Genomic DNA, 17,512 nt, shown 5'->3' with positions numbered 1-17,512 from the left:
GGAGGCGCCCGGGCCGCACGGCTTCGTGCCCCGGCATGGCGTTCCTTATTCTCGCGACGGAGAACGGAATCGGCAATCCCGTTTATGGCACGTCCGTAACGTCAAGAAGTGATGTCCCGATGAGCGAACTGTATGGTTTTCGCAGAGGCCCGTCGTGGCACCTGCGAATTCGGGGTTGAGACGAGGGTGAACATGGTCTTCTGGAGAACCATCTTCAATCTGCTGCGATTGAAGGTGGCCGGCCCTCTTATCGTCATCGGTTCCCTCGGACTCGCCGCGCTGGCCTTTTTCCTCGCCCCCCTTCGCTACACGACCAGCGCGTCCCTGGTGCTGACCTCGCCGGCGCGGAGCGTGCTGCCCGGCGACTCCGGCAAGCAGCCGGGGCTCACCAACCCGCTGCTCCAGCCGAACGACGGGCTGCGCACTGTCGCGGGCATCCTGATCCTCACGATGAACAGCCCGGACGAACGCAGGCGCCTGGGCATCACCGACGACAGCCCGACCGAGCTGACGATCGACGACGGCCGCTCCAATCCCGAGCTGCTCGGCATCACCGCGTCCGGGCCGTTCGTGCACGTCGAGGTGGACAGCCCGTCCAGGGACACCGCGCGGACCCTCCAGGACGCCGCGCAGGCCCGCATCCGCGAGCAGCTCAACACCTACCAGAGGATGCTCGGCGCACCCCGCAGCACGTACATCGGGATCAGCACGGTGGCGTCGCTCGGCCCCGACGAGAGCTACACGGTGAAGTACGAGGCCGCCGCCGCCGCGCTGCTGGGCGGGCTCGTCATCGGGCTCTCCTCCGCGTACGCCGTCACCTCCCGCCGGGCCCGGCGCCGGCGTCCACCGGACGGAGGGCCGGACATCGTGCTGTGGCGGGAGGCCGAGGAGGTCAGGGGCATCGGGCCGTCCGTCGGAACGGCCAGGGGGAGCGAGATCCGGGCGTACGAACCGGCCGGCGGCGGGCCCGACGCCGCGGGCACGCAGCCGGAGACGCCCCCGAAGGAGGACAAGCCGCAGGAACCGCGCCTGATGACGACGCGGCGGGTGGAGGGCGCGGACGAGCCCGCCGCCGGCGCCGACGACGACACCGAGACCTGGTTCGTCGTCGAGGTGCTGGCGCCGGACGAGATCGACAGGTAGAGGGGGCGGGGTGGACTTCTGGGCGACGACCAACGTCGTCTTACGCCGCTGGTACGTGGCCGTGACCGCCTTCCTGCTCACCCTGGCCGGAGCGTACGGCGTCTATCTGGCGATTCCGGTCAAGTACGTGTCGACCGGGGTGATGGTGCTGACCATGCCGACCACAGGTCCCTTCCAGGTGACGGACTCCAAGCGGCCGCAGATGCTGATCAATCCGCTGCTCAACTTCGACGGCGGGCTGAACATGTCGGCGTCGATCCTCGTGCAGATCCTCAACACACCGGAGACCGCGGCGGAGCTCGGTGTCGTCAAGGACGGCCCAGTGACCTACACGGTCAACAACGGGCACCCCAACCCCGAGCTGCTGTTCAGCACGCCCATGGTGATGGTCGAGGGCAAGAGCACGGTGCCCGCGCAGGCCCAGGGCATCGTGCGGAGCGTGGTGAAGCGGGTGAGGGCGGAGCTGCTGCGGCGCCAGCGGCAGCTCGGCGCCCCGCCGTCGACCTACATAACGATCACCGAGATGGTTCCGGCGACCACCCCCCTGCCGCAGCGCAACGGGAAGCTGCGATTCGTCGCCGCGGTCCTGGTGCTGGGTGCGCTCGCCGGCCTGGCGTCCTCCTTCGCCACGGAGAGCGTCGCCGCGGGCCTGCGCCGCAGAAGGGCCGGGAAGCGGTCCACCGCCGGACACGATCACCCGCCGTCCCGGGAGACGGCGCCCAGATCCACGGCGGTGCTGCGCCCATGAGCGCCACCCCGATGACGATCATGCCGGATGCGGTCGGGCTCCCGCGGAGGCAACGCGCCGACGGCGCCACGCTGGCGGTCGTCTTCGTCGTGATCGTCATGCTCGTCCCCGCCCGGCTGGTCATCAAGGGCCTGCCGTTCGCGCTCACCCCGGCCGAGGCCGTCGGCCTGCTCGCCGCGGTGTGGTGGTTCTGTGCGCACCTCACGAACACCCTGGGCGCCGCCAAGGGCCGTACGCCGGTGCGCACGGCGATCTACGTCTACGCCGTCTCGCTGCTGGCGACCTACGCGTACTCGTCGGCGGGCTATCTCCCCTCCCGGGAGCTGGAACTGGCCGACCACGCCGTCGTCACATCGGCCGCGATGGTGGCGATCGCGCTGCTCGCGTGCGACGGCGTCCGCGGCCGTGACCGCGTCGACCTGGTGCTCAAGGCCCTCGTCGTCGCCGGGGCGATCATGGGGCTCATCGGTGCGCTGCAGTACCTCTTCAACTTCGATCTGACGCGGTTCATGGAGTTCCCCGGCACCGAACCCCGGGTCGTCGGCGACGCGATCCTGCAGCGCAACGGGGTGAACCGGGCCGCGTCCACCGCCGGCCACCCCATCGAGTTCGGCGTGATCTCGGTGATGGTGCTGCCCCTCGCACTGCATTACGCGTTCCATGTGCGACGGGACGGCAGGCCCGCGCTGCGCTGGTGGCTGTGCTGCGCGCTGATCGCGGCCGGCATGGTCTTCTCGGCGTCGCGGTCGCCCATACTCGGCCTGACGGTGGCGGGCGCCGTGCTCTTCGCGGGCTGGCCGATGGCCCGCAGGGTCCGTGCGCTCATCGCGCTCGCCGGGTTCCTCGTGGTGGTCAAACTGGCCGTCCCCGGCCTGCTCGGGGCGATCACGAGCCTGTTCACGAATCTCGGCAGCGACACGAGCCTGGCCTACCGGACCAACGACTACGACACCGCCTTCGCCGAGATCCGCAGGAATCTGCTGCTGGGCCGGGGTGTGGGCACCTGGTACGCCCCGCAGCACGTGGTGTTCGACAATCAGTACCTCCTCACGGCGGTGGAGGCGGGACTCGTCGGGGTGGCGACGTTCGCCGGGCTCTTCCTGACGGGGATCTGGTCGTCGCTGCGCGCCCTGTGGCGGGCCGCCGACCCGTCCACCCGTGATCTGGGCCTGTCGATGACGGCCTGCCTCGTGATTCCGCTGATCGGCTCCGCGACGTTCGACCTGCGCGCGTTCGGGATCGTGAACGGCGTCGCGTTCCTGCTCGTGGGCATGGCCGGCGCGCTGCTGCGCTCGGTGACGGAGGAGGTCAGCCCTCCAGTCGCAGCCGCAGCCGCCGCCACGACTCCGCATCGAGGTCGCGCCGGCTGACGGCCGTCACGGGCAGCGGCCAGGCGATCGCCAGGTCGGGGTCGTCGTACCGCACCGAGAGGTCCTCCGCCGGGTCGTGCTCCCTGTCGATGCGGTAGCAGACGTCCGCCTCCGTCAGCGCCTGATAGCCGTGCAGCAGACCGGGAGGGACGTACAGATGGACGAAGCTCTCGTCGTCGAGTACGACCGACATCCGCCGGCCGTACGTCGCAGAGCCGGGCCTGGCATCGACGAGCACGTCATGGACGGCCCCGCGGGCGCACCGGACGAGCTTGGCCTCACCGGCGCCGGAACGGCCGTGCAGACCGCGAAGGCCGCCCTGCACGGTGCGCGACTGGCTGTCCTGGACGAACGAGGCCGGATCCAGCCCGTGGTCGGCGGCCACGGCGGCGTCGAACGTCCGCGTGAACAGGCCGCGCTCGTCCCTGTGCGGGGCCGGGATGAACAGCAGGACACCCTCGATCGCACCGCTTTCGACTCTCATTCCCGCATCATGGCCCATACCGCCGCGCTCAGGAGGCCCCAATGTGTAACGGGTCCGCTACCGCGATCGATCTAGGGATAGGACAGCCGGACGGAAGCGGGGGCATTCTTGGTCGACCACTCGTCCGGCGCGGCCGACGCGGCGACTCCGGTGGTTCCCCGCACGCGGGTCGGCGCCGTCGAGGTGATGGCGCTCACCGAGACCGGCGTGTGCGACCACGTCTCGCGGGCATGGCGGCAGAAGACGGGCGGGTCGATCGTCACCGCCAACGTCGACATCGTCCGCGCTGCGGGCCGCGATCCCGCGCTCGCCGCCCTGGTGGCGGAGGCGGAGCTGGTCGTGGCCGACGGCATGCCCGTCGTGTGGGCGGCGCGGCTGGCGGGACGGCCGGTCCCCGCCCGGGTGACCGGGGCGTCCCTGCTGTTCAGCCTGAGCGAGCGCGCCGCGCGGGAGGGGCGGTCGGTGTTCCTGCTCGGCGGCGAGCCCGGCGTCCCCGACGCGGCGGGGCGAGTGCTCGCAGAACGCTGCCCGGGCCTTCGCGTCGCGGGCGCGTACGCGCCCCCCTTCGGCTTCGACACGGCCCCCGGGGGGATGCGGGAGGTCGTGGAGCAGGTGGCCGCCGCCACCCCCGATCTCGTCCTCGTGGGCCTGGGATTCCCCAAGCAGGAGCGGACGATCGCGGCGCTGCGTCCGCATCTTCCCCGTGCCTGGTACGTCGGCTGCGGGGCCGCCATCCCGATGGCCGCCGGACGGTTCCGCCGTGCCCCGGAGGGGCTGCAGCGGATCGGTGGCGAGTGGCTGTTCCGGCTTCTGCTGGAGCCGCGTCGTCTCGCCCGCCGTTACCTGCGGGAGGACGCGCCGTTCGCACTCACGCTGCTCGCCGGGGCTCTGCGCGACCGCCTGCGGGCGGGGGGCCGCTGACCCTCTTCGTGGATAGGTGTCCGCATGACTGTGCCAGCATGGCCGCCGCTTGCCGTGGTGATCGTCGCCTACGGCAGCGCCGGGGTCGTCGAGGAGTGCCTGCGTACGCTCGGGCCGGCCCTGTCCGGCGCCGGACAGACCAGGATCATCGTGGTGGACAACGACTCCCCCGACGACACCGCCGATCGCGTGCGGGCGTTCGGCGACGGGGTCGAGCTGATCCAGGCCGGGCGCAACGGCGGGTTCGCCGCAGGGGTCAACATCGGGGTCGCCGCGGCCGCGGGCTGTGACGTGCTGGTGTTGAACGCCGACATCCGGCTGCGGCCGGGATCGGTCGCCGTGCTGCGCAGGGCCCTCGACGTCCCGGGCACGGGGATCGCCGTGCCCCGGCTCGTGGGCGCCGGCGGGGACACCCAGCCCTCCCTGCGGCGGCGGCCCACGGTGCTGCGCGCGCTCGGGGAGGCCGTCCTCGGCGGTAACCGCGCCGGAACCCGCGCGTCGCTGGGCGAGCTGGTGACCGATCCGGCCGCCTACGAGTCGCCGCACGTGGTGGAGTGGGCGACGGGCGCCGCCTGGCTGATCTCGCGTGCCTGCCTCGACGCCGTGGGCATGCTGGACGAGCGGTACTTCCTCTACTCGGAGGAGACCGAGTACATGTTGCGGGCCGGGGACCGGGGATTCGCCGTCCGGTACGAGCCGGCGGCGGTCGCTGTGCACCTCGGCGGGGAGCAGTCGACCTCCGTGCCGCTGTGGACGCTCGCGACGGTGAACCGGGTGCGGCTGCACAGACAGCGCCACGGCCGGCTCCGCGGCGCGATGATGGGGGCGGCCGTCATGCTCAACGAGGCGATCCGCGCCGTCGCCCGGCCCGGCGCGCCGGGCCGCAAGCACCGGGCGGCGCTGCGGGAGCTGCCGACGATGACACGGTGGCCCCCCCTGCCCAGCGGCGCGCAGGAGCGCGCGGACGAGCCGTCCGGTTATGTCTGTTTCTCCGCGCAGGACTGGTGGTACCACAACAGGGCGCACTCCGACTTCCAGCTCATGCGCCACGTGTCCACCCGGCGCCGGGTCCTGGTCGTCAACAGCATCGGCATGCGCATGCCGACACCGGGGAAGTCCACGCACACGCTCCGCAGGATCGGCCGCAAGCTGGCGAGCGTCGCCCGGTTCCTGCGGCGTCCGTCGCCCGAGTTCTACGTGATGTCGCCGCTGCCGTTGCCGCTGTACGGCTCGCGCCTCGGACGCTGGGTCAACGCGGTCCTCGTGCGGGCACAGGTCCGGGCGGTGTGCCGGGTGCTGGGCCTGCGCGAGCCAATGATCATGGTGACCATCCCCACGGCCTGGGACGTCGTCCGGCCGATGCGCAGACGGGGGCTCGTCTTCAACCGCTCCGACCGGCACTCCGCGTTCCCCGAGTCCGACCGGGAGGTCATCGAGGCGCTGGAACGCAACCTGCTGAAACGGGCCGATCACGTGATCTACGTGAGCAGGGCGCTGATGGCGCAGGAGCGGGCGCTGACCGGGGACCGGGCGTACTTTCTCGACCACGGGGTGGACCTGGCGCACTTCCGGCGCCGCCCGCCGGAGCTCCGGCCCGCGGACCTGCGCGTGATCCCCGGCTCTCGGGTGGGTTTCTTCGGCGCGCTCGACGACTTCGTCGTGGACTTCGCGCTGCTGGAGCGGATCGCCGTCGAGATGCCGGACGTCTCCCTGGTGCTGGTGGGAGACGGCAACGGTCCGATGGACCGGCTCACCCGCCACCCCAACGTGCACTGGCTGGGCTTCCGGCCGTACGAGCAGATACCCGCGTACGGCTCCGGCTTCGACGTGGCGATCATGCCCTGGCTGGACAACAGCTGGATCAGGCACGCCAATCCGATCAAACTTAAGGAGTACCTCGCGCTGGGACTGCCCGTGGTGAGCACCGACTACCTGGAGCTGGCCGACTACGCCGACCGGGTGCGGGTCGCGGCCACCCCGGACCTGTTCGTCAAGGCCATCCGCGCGTCGCTGTCGGAGGGCGCGCCCGCGTCGCCGGAGACGCTGCGCGACTCGGTCGCCGACGCGGACTGGTCGGCGCGGGCCGCCGAGCTCATGAGGCTGGCCGAGCGGCGGAGGCCGCGATGAGGCGATGGGGGCCGCTCGCGATCGCGGTCGTCGCGGTCGTCGCGGCCGCGTGCTCGGCGGTGGGTACGGACGGAACGGCGACCCCGTCACCCCGGCCGTCGGTGTTACGGAAGGTGCCGTGGGAGGGCGGCCCCGCCTACTACGCGCGCTTCGGCGCGGCCGCGCGCGCCGGGTGGACGAAGCCCTCCTTCTTCCCGATCGGCATTTGGTACGCCTCCGTCCATACGGCTGCGGAGGTGGCTCAGGACAAGGCCGCAGGGATCAACACGTACGTCGAGTTGACGGAGGACAGCGACGTCCGCCTGTTACGCTCCGAGGGCATGTCCGCGCTCACGAGCGGCCCGCTGCCGGGCGCGGGCACGGAGACCGTGGGCTGGCTGATCGGCGACGAGGCCGACATGTGGGGCGGGCCGGGGGACGGCGTCTGGACGGGGGCGCAGACGTTCGACGGCACGGCGTGCGCGGACAAGGACCGGCCGTGCGGCTACACCGCCATGCGGGCGCTCGCCGCCGCAGTGCCGAAGGACGATCGTCTTCGCTATGCGAACTACGGCAAGGGCGTCATGTACTGGGAGTCCGATGAGCAGGCGGCGAAGTTCGTCAACGGGTTCACCGACGTCGTCTCCACCGACCTTTACTGGTACACCAACGTCTACGCCTGCGACGAGGCGCGGTCGTTCATGAAGCTGCCGCCCGACCAGTGCCGGCTCGCGGCCAACTACGGGGCGATCATCGACCGGCAACGGCGGCTCGACGCCCGCGACGGCCGTCTGCAACCCGTGTACGCCTTCATCGAACTGGGCTACCCGGGCAAGAAGGCCACCGGTGTGATCAGACCGGAGCAGATGAAGGGCGCCGTCATGAGCTCCCTGATCCACGGCGCGAGGGGCCTCGTCTACTTCAACCATTCCTTCGGCGGATCGTGCCAGTCGATGAACCTGCTGCGCGACCACTGCGGCGATGCCATCAGGCCGGCGGTGATCGAGATCAACAGACAGATCGCCACGCTGGCCCCGGTGCTGAACACGCAGTCCTACGAGTACGGCTTCGCACCCGGGCTCGACACCATGGTGAAGCGGTACAAGGGCTCCTACTACCTGTTCGCGATGGTCGCGCGGGGCGCGCGGGCGGGTGGCCGGCGGTTCGACCTCCCGCCCGTCCTCGCCGGCGCGAAGAAGGCCGAGGTCCTCTTCGAGGACCGCACCGTTCCCATCGACGCGGGCGGGTTCACCGACACCTTCGACGCCGAGTACGCCTACCACATCTACAAGATCGCCCCATGAAGGGGACGACGAAACCGGCGACAGGAGGGGCATTGGCCGCGAAACAGGGGAGTGGACGCCTGCTGAAGGCGCTGGCCGCCGCCATCGCGCTGGTCCTGGCCGGAGGCGTGGCGAGCGCCAGCTCCCCGTGCGCCGCCCAGGAGCTCAGCCTGCCGAGGGTGCCCTGGGAGGGAGGCCCGGTCTACTACGAGAGCTTCGCGGCCGCGAAGACGATGGGATGGGCCAACCCCTCGTTCTTCCCCGTGGGCGTGTGGTACGAGTCGGTGCGCGACGACGGGGATGTCGCCCTGGACAAGGGCGCGGGCCTCAACACCTATGTGGAGCTCACCGACGACAGCGACATGCCCCTGATCCGATCGCACGGCATGTCGGCGCTGACCGGCAAACCACACCCGGGCATGGGCGCCGAGACGGTCGGCTGGCTCATCGCCGACGAGGCGGACATGTGGGCGGGACCGGGCGACGGCCGCTGGAGCGGCCTCTACCCCGGTCAGGGCGCGCCGTGTGTCCCGGAGAAGCCGCCCTGCGGCTACACCGCGATGCGGACGCTGAAGGACAAGCTGCCCAAGGGCGGTGACCGGATGTACTACGCCAACTATGGCAAGGGCGTGCAGTTCTGGCAGACGCCCGCGGAGGCCGGGAAGTTCGTCAACCCCTACACCGACGCCACGTCCGCCGACATGTACTGGTACACCGACCCCGGCATCTGCCAGGAGGCCGGGCTGTTCTTCAAGTGGCAGGCCTCGGAGTGCCCGCTCGCCGCCGACTACGGCGCGGTCGTCGATCGTATGCGCATGCTCGACGCGATGGACGACCGCAGGCAGCCGATCTACGCGTTCGTCGAGCTCGGATGGCCCAGCAAGGAGGGGACGCGGACGATCGACCCCCGGCAGACGGCCGGGGCGGTGATGAGCTCGCTGATCCACGAGGCACGCGGCATCGTCTACTTCAACCACAGCTTCGGCGGTCCCTGTCCCTCCTACCACCTGTTGCGCGAGCCCTGCTACGCCGGCATGCGCGCGACGGTCACCGAGATGAACCGGCGGATCCGGGAGCTGGCGCCGGTGCTGAACACCCAGTCGTACGTGCACAGGTTCTCCCGGGACCTGGACACGATGCTGAAGTGCTACGGCGGTTCGTGCTACGTCTTCGCCATGGTCAGGCGGGCGGGCCCGCTCGGATCGCACACGCTGACCCTGCCGCGTGAGCTCGCCTCCGCCCGCCGGGTCGAGGTGCTCTTCGAGAATCGGGTCCTCCCGGTCACCGAGGGCGCCTTCACCGACTCCTTCACCGCGGAGTACGCCTACCACGTCTACAGGATCACGCCGTGACCGGCCCGTTCGAGGCCGCACCGGTCGAGATCGGGCTGGTCGGCGCCGGTCCCTGGGCACGCGACTTCCACGCCCCCGTCTTCGCCGCGGGGCCGCAGACCCGTCTGGCCGGGGTGTGGGCTCGCCGCCCCGAGGCGGCGCGGGCGCTCGCGGACCGCTTCGCCGTACGCGCCTTCACCGACTACCGGGAGTTGCTGGCCCACTGTGAGGCCGTGGTCTTCGCCGTGCCCCCCGACGTGCAGGCCCCGCTCGCGGCGGAGGCGGCGCTGGCGGGACGCGCGGTGTTGCTGGAAAAGCCCGTCGCGCTCACCGTGGAGGAGGCCGAGCGCCTCACGCAGGTCGTGGACGCGACCGGTGTGGTGAGCCAGGTCGTGCTCACGAACCGGTACCGGCCCGCGGTGCGGGAGTTCCTGGCGCGGGCTCGGGAGCTCCGGCCGCTGGGCGCCCGCGCCTGCCAGTTCACCCCCCACTTCCTCGACGGCACCTACGGGGACAGTCCCTGGCGGGGGCGCGGCGGCGTGCTGTACAACACCGGCCCGCACGGCCTCGACATGCTCGACGCGGCGCTCGGCCGGATCGTCGAGGTCCGTACGGCCGGTGACCCGGGCGGCTTCCTCGCGCTGACCTGCCTGCACGAGGGAGGAGCGGTGAGTCAGCTCGCGCTGTGCGGCAGGGTGCCCGGCGCCAAGAGGACGGTCTACGAGCTGCTCGGCCCGGAGGGCGCCCTGGTCCTGGACTTCGGCACGCTGCCCGAGGACTCGGCGCCGACCCGGGCCGCTCTGCGCGCGGAGTTCGCGATGGCGGTGCGGACAGGACGGCCGCACGCGATCGACGTCCACCGGGGCCTGCATCTGCAACGGCTGCTGGCCCAGGCGGAGAGGGATGCCGGGCGGGCTGTCACGACGCGGTAGGCGGATGGTCCGGGCGCTCCCATCCCTGTTCCCGGCTGTGTCCACGCAGCCGCAGCGCCGGCCGTTCGATCAGCCGCCAGCTGAGCGCCGCAAGCGGCAGCACGATGGCCGTGGTGGCGAGCATGACGGTCGCGGGCGCGTGCATCCCTGACCGCACGAGCAGCTGCTGGACGGGAAAGGCCAGCAGATAGGTGCCGTAGGAAAGGTCGTAGCTTCCCGTCGGGCGGTGCAGCAAGGCCGGCGCCCGGAAGGCCACGGTGAACGTCAGGCAGGAGATCGCGCCGATCGACACGAGGTTGGCGAGCGGGGTGCCCCACGACACGGCCCACGCGGCCGACGCCGCCGCGGTCACCCACAGGGGCGGCCGCCAGCGGGTCTCCCGGGCCAGCATGCCGATCGTGAAGAAGGCGATCGGCCCGGCGGCGTAGGCGGACAGCAGGAAGGGGACCAGCCTGCCCGTGTACCCGGTCAGATGCACGGCGGTGGTGACCGTCAGCGTGGCGACGAGGAGCGCGATGAGCACGGTGCGTCGCCGCAGCAGCCCCCACCGGCCGAGCAGTGCGACGCCGATGTAGCAGAGCACCTCGACGGGAATCGTCCACAGGGAGCCGTTGACCGCCCGGGGATAGGGTAGGCCGTCGAACACGCCGGGGAGCTCGTAGCCGACCGGGAACACGGCCAGCCCCCTGATCAGGTAGCTCCAGGTGCCCCACCGGGAGAAGTAGTCGACGGTGGCGAGCGTGGTCGCGACCGGGCCGAGGCCCAGGGCCGAGACGACGATCACAACCAGATACGCCGGGTAGATGCGCAGCCCCCGTCGCGCCGCGTACCGGCGTGGCGACGGGTCCGACAGCCAGCTAGCGCTGATCAGGTAACCGCTGATGAGGAAGAAGACCCCCACTCCGATGCCGCCGAGCCCGATGCCGCTCGCCGGGGAGAGCGGAGAGCCGTGGCCCGACAGCACCCAGCTGTGCTCGACGATGACCGCGAGCGCGCCCAGCAGCCGGAGCAGATTGAACGCGTTCGCCCGCGAACGGAGAGGGGGGCGCTCTCCTTCGCCGGGCGTTTCGACCTCGACCTCGGCAACCACAGCAAACCGCCCAACGCGCGCACGATGTCTCCGGCCCGTTCCAGGGGATATATCGTGGCGCGTCGGGCGGTGTTACTCGTTACCGACCGATATCAGCCGATGGACCAGGTGTCCCCGCCGTGGAGCAGGTCGGCGAGGCTGCCCATGCCCGTGCCGGCCGTGGCCGCCTGAACCTGCTCGTTGAGGAGCTGGTCGTAGGAGGGCCGGTCGATCGAGCGGAAGACGCCGATCGGCACGTGCTCGAACGCCGGCTCGTCCAGCCGTGACAGCGCGAACGCCAGCGACGGGTCGGGGTTGTGGGCGTCGTGCACGAGGATCTCCGCGTCGGAGACCTCGGCGCGGCGCACGACCTCGACGCCGCCCGTGGGCGACAGCCGTACGGCGCGCTCGTTGTCGCCGGTGCCGAAGACGATCGGCTGCCCGTGTTCGAGCCGCATGGTGATCTCGTCGCGGACGCCCGGGTCCTTCAGCGTGTCGAAGGCGCCGTCGTTGAAGATGTTGCAGTTCTGGTAGATCTCCACCAGCGAGGTGCCCCGGTGCTCCGCGGCCTGGCGCAGCACGCCCTGCAGGTGCTTGCGGTCGCTGTCGATGGTCCGGGCGACGAACCCGGCCTCCGCGCCGAGCGCCAGCGAGATCGGGTTGAACGGCTTGTCCAGCGAGCCCATCGGCGTCGACTTGGTGATCTTGCCGATCTCGCTCGTGGGGGAGTACTGCCCCTTGGTCAGGCCGTAGATCCTGTTGTTGAACAGCAGGATGTTCAGGTTGACGTTGCGGCGCAGCGCATGGATCAGGTGGTTGCCGCCGATCGACAGGGCGTCGCCGTCGCCGGTGATGACCCACACCGACAGGTCCGGCCGGGAGGCGGCCAGGCCCGTCGCGATGGCCGGCGCCCGCCCGTGGATCGAGTGGAAGCCGTAGGTGTTGAGGTAGTACGGGAACCGCGAGGAGCAGCCGATGCCGGAGACGAACACGATGTTCTCGCGCTTGAGCCCCAGCTCCGGCAGGAAGCTCTGCACCGCCGCCAGGATCGCGTAGTCACCGCAGCCCGGGCACCAGCGCACCTCCTGGTCGGACTTGAAGTCCTTCAGCGTCTGCTTGGCGTCCGTGCGGGGGATCAGGGCCAAGCCCTTGCCATTGAGGGTGTCAGTCACTTTCGATCACATCCTGAATGACGGCGGCGAGTTCGGCGGCCTTGAACGGGAGCCCGCGCACCCGGTTGTAGCTGATCACGTCGACCAGGAAGCGGGCCCGCAGCAGCATGGCGAGCTGGCCGAGGTTGATCTCGGGCAGCAGCACCTTGTCGTAGGAACGCAGCACCTCGCCGGTGTTGGCGGGCAGCGGGTTGAGGTGCCGCAGGTGCGCCTGGGCCACCTTGTGCCCGGCCGCGCGCACGCGGCGGGCCGCCGCCGCGATCGGCCCGAACGTCGAGCCCCAGCCGAGCACGAGCACCCGGGCGTCGCCGTCCGGGTCCTCGACCGTCAGATCGGGCACGTCGATGCCGTCGATCTTGGCCTGGCGCAGCCGCACCATCTTGTCGTGGTTGTCGGGGTCGTAGGAGATGTTGCCGGTGCCGTCGGCCTTCTCGATGCCGCCGATCCGGTGCTCCAGGCCCGCCGTGCCCGGCACCGCCCACGGGCGGGCCAGCGTCTCCGGGTCACGGAGATAAGGCAGGTACGCGCCGTCGTCGCCGTTGGGCTCGGTGGTGTACAGCACCGAGATGTCCGGCAGCTCGTCGATCTCCGGGATGCGCCACGGCTCCGAGCCGTTGGCCAGGTAGCCGTCCGACAGCAGCATGACCGGCGTGCGGTACTTGAGCGCGATCCGTGCCGCCTCGATCGCCATGGTGAAGCAGTCCGACGGCGTGGCCGCCGCCAGCACCGGCACCGGCGACTCGCCGTTGCGGCCGTACATCGCCATCAGCAGGTCGGTCTGCTCGGTCTTGGTCGGCATGCCGGTCGAGGGCCCGGCCCGCTGCACGTCCACGACGATCAGCGGAAGCTCCGTGGTCACCGCGAGGCCCACGGTCTCGGCCTTGAGCGCGACGCCCGGGCCGGAGGTCGTGGTCACGCCCAGCGACCCGCCGAAGGCGGCGCCCAGCGCGGCGCCGACGCCGGCGATCTCGTCCTCGGCCTGGAACGTCCGGATCCCGAACCGCTTGTGCTTGGACAGCTCGTGCAGGATGTCGGAGGCCGGGGTGATCGGGTAGGACCCGAGGAACAGCGGCAGCTTCGACTGCACCGACGCCGCGATCAGCCCGTACGCCAAGGCCTGGTTGCCGGAGATGTTCCGGTAGGTGCCCGGACGGAGCGTGGCCGGCTTGATCTCGTAGGAGACCGAGAAGGACTCGGTCGTCTCGCCGTAGTTCCAGCCCGCCTGGAAGGCCGCGATGTTCGCCTTGGCGATCTCCGGCTTCTTGGCGAACTTGGCCTCCAGGAACTGGACCGTCCCCTCGGTCGGCCGGTGGTACAGCCAGGACAGCAGCCCGAGCGCGAACATGTTCTTCGCCCGCTCGGCGTCCTTCTTGGAGATGTCGTAGCCCTCGAGCGCCTTGACCGTCAGCGAGGTCAGCGGCACCGCGTGCAGACGCCACTCGGCCAGCGAGTCGTCCTCCAGCGGGTTGCCGTCGTAGCCCACCTTGGAGAGGTTGCGCTTCGTGAACTCGTCGATGTTCGCGATGATGTCGGCGCCCCTGGGAAGGTCCCCGAGGTTCGCCTTCAACGCGGCGGGATTCATGGCGACGAGCACGTTGGGCGCGTCGCCGGGGGTCAGGATGTCGTGGTCGGCGAAGTGCAACTGGAAGCTCGACACCCCGGGGAGGGTGCCGGCCGGAGCGCGAATCTCCGCCGGGAAGTTGGGGAGCGTCGACAGGTCGTTGCCGAACTGGGCCGTCTCCGCAGTGAACCGATCACCGGTGAGCTGCATTCCGTCGCCGGAGTCACCCGCGAACCGGATGATCACGCGGTCGAGTTGCTGAACCTGCTTGGTCACAGCTCCTCAGTCCTCCTTGACGCACCCAGGCCTGCCTGCTGGTGGCACGTTGTCATGTCCATGCTAGATCCATCGAGGTCCGCTGGTTTTTCGCAGATGCGCACTTGGGGTGCGCTCTGCCGGGACTTTCCGCGCCTCTGGCGCGTTCCCGCTGGTGCCTCGGCCGCGCGAGCGGCGCACCGTCAGCTTCGAGAACCGTCCGGGCGACACAGGCCTGACGCGAGCCGGCACAGGTCCAGGTGCAAGCGGGCGACGAGCTTGATTCGGGTCACGATCCTCAACTATATGCGGGGGACTCGGATGTCACCGTCAGGTGTTCAGCCCTTGAGATCGCGCCGGGTTTATTCTCGAGATCTGGGAGGCGGTATGAGTGGATACTTCGGCTCATATGCCGTGGTCGTCGTCCTTTTCCTCGTCGGCGTAGCGATCTTCGCGGGCGGATTGTTCGTGAACCGCATGTTACGTCCCAGCCGGCCGACGCCCGAGAAGCTCACGACGTACGAGTGCGGGGTCGACCCCGTCGGCGAGGGCTGGGCGCAGTCGCAGATCCGCTACTACGTCTTCACGTACCTCTACGTGATCTTCGCCGTCGACGCCGTGTTCCTCTTCCCCTGGGCCACCGTCTTCGCCACCCCCGGGTACGGCATGACGACGCTGGTGGAGATGTTCGTCTTCCTCGCGTTCATCGCGCTCGGCATCCTGTACGCCTGGCGCAAGAGGGTGCTGGGCTGGACGTGACCCGACCGGCTCGGGGGAGGACAATGGACGGCATGGCGGTGACCGCATGCCCGTGAACGATCTCCCGATGCCCACGGTGGGGCCGGTGTCCCGGCTGGCGCCCAAGCCGATGAAGTTCGTGTTGAACTGGGGCCGGCGCTACTCGCTGTGGGTCTTCAACTTCGGCCTGGCCTGCTGCGCCATCGAGTTCATCGCCACGTCGATGAGCAGGCACGACTTCATCCGCTTCGGGGTGATCCCGTTCGCCAACGGCCCCCGGCAGGCCGACCTGATGATCGTGTCGGGCACGGTGACCGACAAGATGGCTCCCGCTGTACGGCGGCTGTACGAGCAGATGCCCGACCCCAAGTACGTCATCTCGTTCGGCGCCTGCTCCAACTCGGGCGGGCCCTACTGGGACTCGTACTGCGTCACCAAGGGCGTGGACCAGATCATCCCGGTGGACGTGTACGTCCCCGGATGCCCGCCCCGTCCCGAGGCGCTGCTCCACGGGATCATGAAGCTCCAGGAGAAGATCGCGGGCGAGACGCTGGAGGACCGCTACCGGCCGGAGGCGCACGCATGAGCGCCGTCGAGGCCCTGCGCGAGCGGTACGGCTCCCGCGTCACCGGCTCCTTCGGCCAGGACGTGCTCGACGTGGACCCCGGCGAATGGACCGACGCGCTGGCGTTCGCACGCTCGGCCGGATTCGCGTTCTTCGACTGGCTGACCGCCGTGGACGAGCCGCCCGACGCGTTCGCCGTCGTGGCCCACGTGTTCGACCCGGTCGCGTTCGCGCACCTGCTCGTGCGCACCCGGGTGCCGCGCGCCGACCCCCGCCTGCCGACCGTCACCGGTGTCTTCCGCGGGGCGAACTGGCACGAGCGGGAGACGTACGAGATGTTCGGCGTGGTCTTCGACGGCCATCCGGACCTGCGCCCGCTGCTGCTGCCGGACGGCTTCGAGGGCCACCCGCTGCGCAAGGACTTCGTGCTGGCCGCCCGGGTCGCCAAGGCCTGGCCCGGGGCCAAGGAACCGGGAGAGTCCGGCCACGGCTCGCCGAGCCGCCGCAGGATGCTGCCCCCGGGCGTGCCACCCGACTGGGCCTCCGGGTGAGAGGGACTCCATGGCCGAGGTGCTCGACATAGCGGTCCGGCTGGTCGTCGTGGTGGCGGCGTTCCTGTTGCTGCCACTGATCGTCGGGCAGATGGAGCACAAGGTCATGGCCCACATGCAGTCCCGCCTCGGGCCGATGTACGCCGGCGGTTTCCACGGATGGGCGCAACTCCTCGCGGACGGCGTCAAGTTCGTCCAGAAGGAGGACGTCATCCCGGCCGCGGCCGACCGGCGGATCTTCGCGATCGCCCCGGCGGTGGCGCTCGTGCCGTACCTCGTGGTGATGGTCGTGATCCCGGTCGGCCCCGGACTGGCGGCCGTGGACCTCGATGCCGGGTTGTTCTTCGTGCTGGCGGTGATGGGCGTCGGCGTGCTCGGCGCGATCATGGCGGGGTGGGCGTCGGCCAACAAGTACAGCGTGCTCGGCGGCATCCGGGCCGCCGCCCAGCTCATGTCGTACGAGCTGCCGCTGGTGCTCGCCGCCTCCAGCGTGGCGATGGCCGCGGGCACGCTGTCCCTGCAGGGCATCGCCGAGCAGTGGCGCTGGTGGTGGCTGCCCTGGCAGGCGATCGCGGCCTTCGTGTTCTTCGTCGCCGGTCTGGCCGAGCTGCGCCGGCCGCCGTTCGACATGCCGACCGCGGAATCCGAGCTCATCATGGGCCCGATGACCGAGTACGCCGGGTTCCGCTTCGCCCTGTTCATGCTGGCCGAGTACGCCGGGATCGTGGTGCTGTCCGCCCTCACGACCGTGCTGTTCCTCGGCGGCTGGCAGGGGCCGCTCCTGCCCGGCCCGGTGTGGACGCTTCTCAAGGTCTTCGCCCTGGCCTTCGTCGTCATCTGGGTGCGCGTCAGCTATCCCCGGCTGCGCGAGGACCAGTTGCAGAAGCTCGCCTGGACGGTCCTGGTGCCCCTCGCCCTCCTCCAGCTCGCCCTCACCGGAGTCGTCAGGGTCCTCATGGCCTGACTGAACGCGATCACAACGGGCACCTCCACCCCGGCCACCCCGCCGTCGCCTCGTCCTCCCACACCTGCAGCGTCTTCCCGCTGAAGTTGGTCTCCGCGTGGCTGCTCGCCCAGTCCACGAGGGCCGCAGTCTGCTGCACCTTGCCGTTCTTGAACCATGAATGGCTCTCCGCCTCGCTCCGCGCCAGCACATTGTGGTCAACGAAGCACTGCACGACAGCGACGAGAGCCTGGCCGCGCCGTTCTGCTTGACCTGCCTCAGGCGAAGTGGGCGGTTCTGTCCGCGTACAACTTGCCAGCATCTGAGTGCAGACGGCGAC

Annotated in this window: 17 protein-coding genes; 12 read left to right on the top strand and 5 right to left on the bottom strand. The window is 70.3% G+C overall.

Annotated features, from left to right (window positions below):
* Window positions 1-192 precede the first annotated feature (192 nt).
* The 3 genes from ACGFIB_RS05475 to ACGFIB_RS05465 are packed head-to-tail and all read left to right on the top strand — an operon-like array spanning window position 193 to window position 3,261.
* Entirely contained in the window at window positions 193-1,143 is a 951-nt protein-coding gene (locus ACGFIB_RS05475) for a hypothetical protein (RefSeq protein WP_357247880.1), read from the top strand.
* Window positions 1,144-1,153: 10 nt separating this feature from the next.
* Window positions 1,154-1,891, top strand: a complete 738-nt coding sequence (locus ACGFIB_RS05470) for a hypothetical protein (protein ID WP_393368699.1) — start codon at window positions 1,154-1,156, stop codon at window positions 1,889-1,891.
* Window positions 1,888-3,261 carry an O-antigen ligase family protein gene (locus ACGFIB_RS05465; protein ID WP_357247874.1) on the top strand — a complete coding sequence of 458 codons (1,374 nt, stop codon included), beginning with the start codon at window positions 1,888-1,890 and terminating at the stop codon, window positions 3,259-3,261. The genes ACGFIB_RS05470 and ACGFIB_RS05465 overlap by 4 nt, the downstream gene beginning before the upstream one ends.
* On the opposite strand, the gene ACGFIB_RS05460 is transcribed toward ACGFIB_RS05465, so the two are convergent.
* A complete protein-coding gene (locus tag ACGFIB_RS05460; RefSeq protein WP_393368695.1) occupies window positions 3,200-3,745 on the bottom strand; it encodes a dTDP-4-dehydrorhamnose 3,5-epimerase family protein in 546 nt (181 codons plus the stop codon). The genes ACGFIB_RS05465 and ACGFIB_RS05460 overlap by 62 nt on opposite strands.
* Window positions 3,746-3,853: 108 nt before the next feature.
* On the opposite strand from ACGFIB_RS05460, the gene ACGFIB_RS05455 reads away from it, so the two are divergent.
* Genes ACGFIB_RS05455 through ACGFIB_RS05435 form a run of 5 tightly spaced genes read left to right on the top strand, consistent with a single transcriptional unit; the run spans window position 3,854 to window position 10,318 of the window.
* Window positions 3,854-4,666 (top strand): WecB/TagA/CpsF family glycosyltransferase, encoded by an 813-nt coding sequence (locus ACGFIB_RS05455; RefSeq protein WP_357247869.1) that lies wholly within the window; start codon window positions 3,854-3,856, stop codon window positions 4,664-4,666.
* Between the two features lie 24 nt (window positions 4,667-4,690).
* Window positions 4,691-6,793, top strand: coding sequence for a glycosyltransferase (locus ACGFIB_RS05450; RefSeq protein WP_393368690.1), 2,103 nt, complete (start codon window positions 4,691-4,693; stop codon window positions 6,791-6,793).
* On the top strand, window positions 6,790-8,076 hold the full coding sequence (locus ACGFIB_RS05445) for a hypothetical protein (protein WP_357262760.1): 1,287 nt from the start codon (window positions 6,790-6,792) through the stop codon (window positions 8,074-8,076). The genes ACGFIB_RS05450 and ACGFIB_RS05445 overlap by 4 nt, the downstream gene beginning before the upstream one ends.
* 32 nt (window positions 8,077-8,108) lie before the next feature.
* Window positions 8,109-9,407, top strand: coding sequence for a hypothetical protein (locus ACGFIB_RS05440; protein WP_357247862.1), 1,299 nt, complete (start codon window positions 8,109-8,111; stop codon window positions 9,405-9,407).
* A complete protein-coding gene (locus ACGFIB_RS05435; RefSeq protein ID WP_393368686.1) occupies window positions 9,404-10,318 on the top strand; it encodes a Gfo/Idh/MocA family protein in 915 nt (304 codons plus the stop codon). The genes ACGFIB_RS05440 and ACGFIB_RS05435 overlap by 4 nt, the downstream gene beginning before the upstream one ends.
* Here ACGFIB_RS05435 and ACGFIB_RS05430 read toward each other — a convergent pair.
* From ACGFIB_RS05430 to ACGFIB_RS05420, 3 genes are all read right to left on the bottom strand, one after another.
* Window positions 10,305-11,408 carry an acyltransferase family protein gene (locus ACGFIB_RS05430; RefSeq protein WP_393368683.1) on the bottom strand — a complete coding sequence of 368 codons (1,104 nt, stop codon included), beginning with the start codon at window positions 11,406-11,408 and terminating at the stop codon, window positions 10,305-10,307. The genes ACGFIB_RS05435 and ACGFIB_RS05430 overlap by 14 nt on opposite strands.
* Window positions 11,409-11,500: 92 nt before the next feature.
* Window positions 11,501-12,559, bottom strand: coding sequence for a 2-oxoacid:ferredoxin oxidoreductase subunit beta (locus ACGFIB_RS05425; RefSeq protein WP_357247853.1), 1,059 nt, complete (start codon window positions 12,557-12,559; stop codon window positions 11,501-11,503).
* Window positions 12,552-14,396, bottom strand: a complete 1,845-nt coding sequence (locus ACGFIB_RS05420) for a 2-oxoacid:acceptor oxidoreductase subunit alpha (protein WP_357262748.1) — start codon at window positions 14,394-14,396, stop codon at window positions 12,552-12,554. Before ACGFIB_RS05420 ends, ACGFIB_RS05425 begins: the two co-directional genes overlap by 8 nt.
* A 366-nt stretch (window positions 14,397-14,762) precedes the next feature.
* On the opposite strand from ACGFIB_RS05420, the gene ACGFIB_RS05415 reads away from it, so the two are divergent.
* From ACGFIB_RS05415 to nuoH, 4 genes are read left to right on the top strand one after another with little or no spacing between them, the layout of a single operon-like run.
* A complete protein-coding gene (locus ACGFIB_RS05415) occupies window positions 14,763-15,134 on the top strand; it encodes an NADH-quinone oxidoreductase subunit A (protein WP_357262746.1) in 372 nt (123 codons plus the stop codon).
* Between the two features lie 46 nt (window positions 15,135-15,180).
* The gene (locus tag ACGFIB_RS05410) at window positions 15,181-15,699 is read left to right on the top strand and encodes an NADH-quinone oxidoreductase subunit B (RefSeq protein ID WP_142567454.1); all 519 of its coding nucleotides are present in this window, start codon (window positions 15,181-15,183) and stop codon (window positions 15,697-15,699) included.
* Window positions 15,696-16,229: an NADH-quinone oxidoreductase subunit C gene (locus ACGFIB_RS05405; protein ID WP_357262743.1), complete on the top strand. Its 534-nt coding sequence runs from the start codon at window positions 15,696-15,698 to the stop codon at window positions 16,227-16,229. The genes ACGFIB_RS05410 and ACGFIB_RS05405 overlap by 4 nt, the downstream gene beginning before the upstream one ends.
* Window positions 16,230-16,239: 10 nt before the next feature.
* Window positions 16,240-17,193, top strand: coding sequence for an NADH-quinone oxidoreductase subunit NuoH (nuoH, locus tag ACGFIB_RS05400; RefSeq protein WP_357288817.1), 954 nt, complete (start codon window positions 16,240-16,242; stop codon window positions 17,191-17,193).
* 10 nt (window positions 17,194-17,203) lie between these two features.
* Here nuoH and ACGFIB_RS05395 read toward each other — a convergent pair whose 3' ends face one another.
* Window positions 17,204-17,407, bottom strand: coding sequence for a hypothetical protein (locus tag ACGFIB_RS05395; protein WP_393368677.1), 204 nt, complete (start codon window positions 17,405-17,407; stop codon window positions 17,204-17,206).
* Between the last annotated feature and the right edge of the window lie 105 nt (window positions 17,408-17,512).

This window comes from Microbispora bryophytorum (assembly GCF_043197435.1).
Lineage (GTDB): Bacteria > Actinomycetota > Actinomycetes > Streptosporangiales > Streptosporangiaceae > Microbispora > Microbispora bryophytorum.
The sequence above is the reverse complement of the archived record's forward strand: the minus strand, read 5'-3'. Positions and strand labels throughout refer to the sequence as shown.

Excerpts from the sequence above, each read along its gene's own strand:
- ACGFIB_RS05445 (WP_357262760.1), top strand. The coding sequence starts at position 6,790 with ATGAGGCGATGGGGGCCGCTCGCGATCGCGGTCGTCGCGGTCGTCGCG.
- ACGFIB_RS05405 (WP_357262743.1), top strand. The coding sequence starts at position 15,696 with ATGAGCGCCGTCGAGGCCCTGCGCGAGCGGTACGGCTCCCGCGTCACC.
- ACGFIB_RS05450 (WP_393368690.1), top strand. The coding sequence starts at position 4,691 with ATGACTGTGCCAGCATGGCCGCCGCTTGCCGTGGTGATCGTCGCCTAC.
- ACGFIB_RS05410 (WP_142567454.1), top strand. The coding sequence starts at position 15,181 with ATGCCCGTGAACGATCTCCCGATGCCCACGGTGGGGCCGGTGTCCCGG.
- nuoH (WP_357288817.1), top strand. The coding sequence starts at position 16,240 with ATGGCCGAGGTGCTCGACATAGCGGTCCGGCTGGTCGTCGTGGTGGCG.
- ACGFIB_RS05460 (WP_393368695.1), bottom strand. The coding sequence starts at position 3,745 with ATGAGAGTCGAAAGCGGTGCGATCGAGGGTGTCCTGCTGTTCATCCCG.
- ACGFIB_RS05415 (WP_357262746.1), top strand. The coding sequence starts at position 14,763 with ATGAGTGGATACTTCGGCTCATATGCCGTGGTCGTCGTCCTTTTCCTC.
- ACGFIB_RS05465 (WP_357247874.1), top strand. The coding sequence starts at position 1,888 with ATGAGCGCCACCCCGATGACGATCATGCCGGATGCGGTCGGGCTCCCG.
- ACGFIB_RS05475 (WP_357247880.1), top strand. The coding sequence starts at position 193 with ATGGTCTTCTGGAGAACCATCTTCAATCTGCTGCGATTGAAGGTGGCC.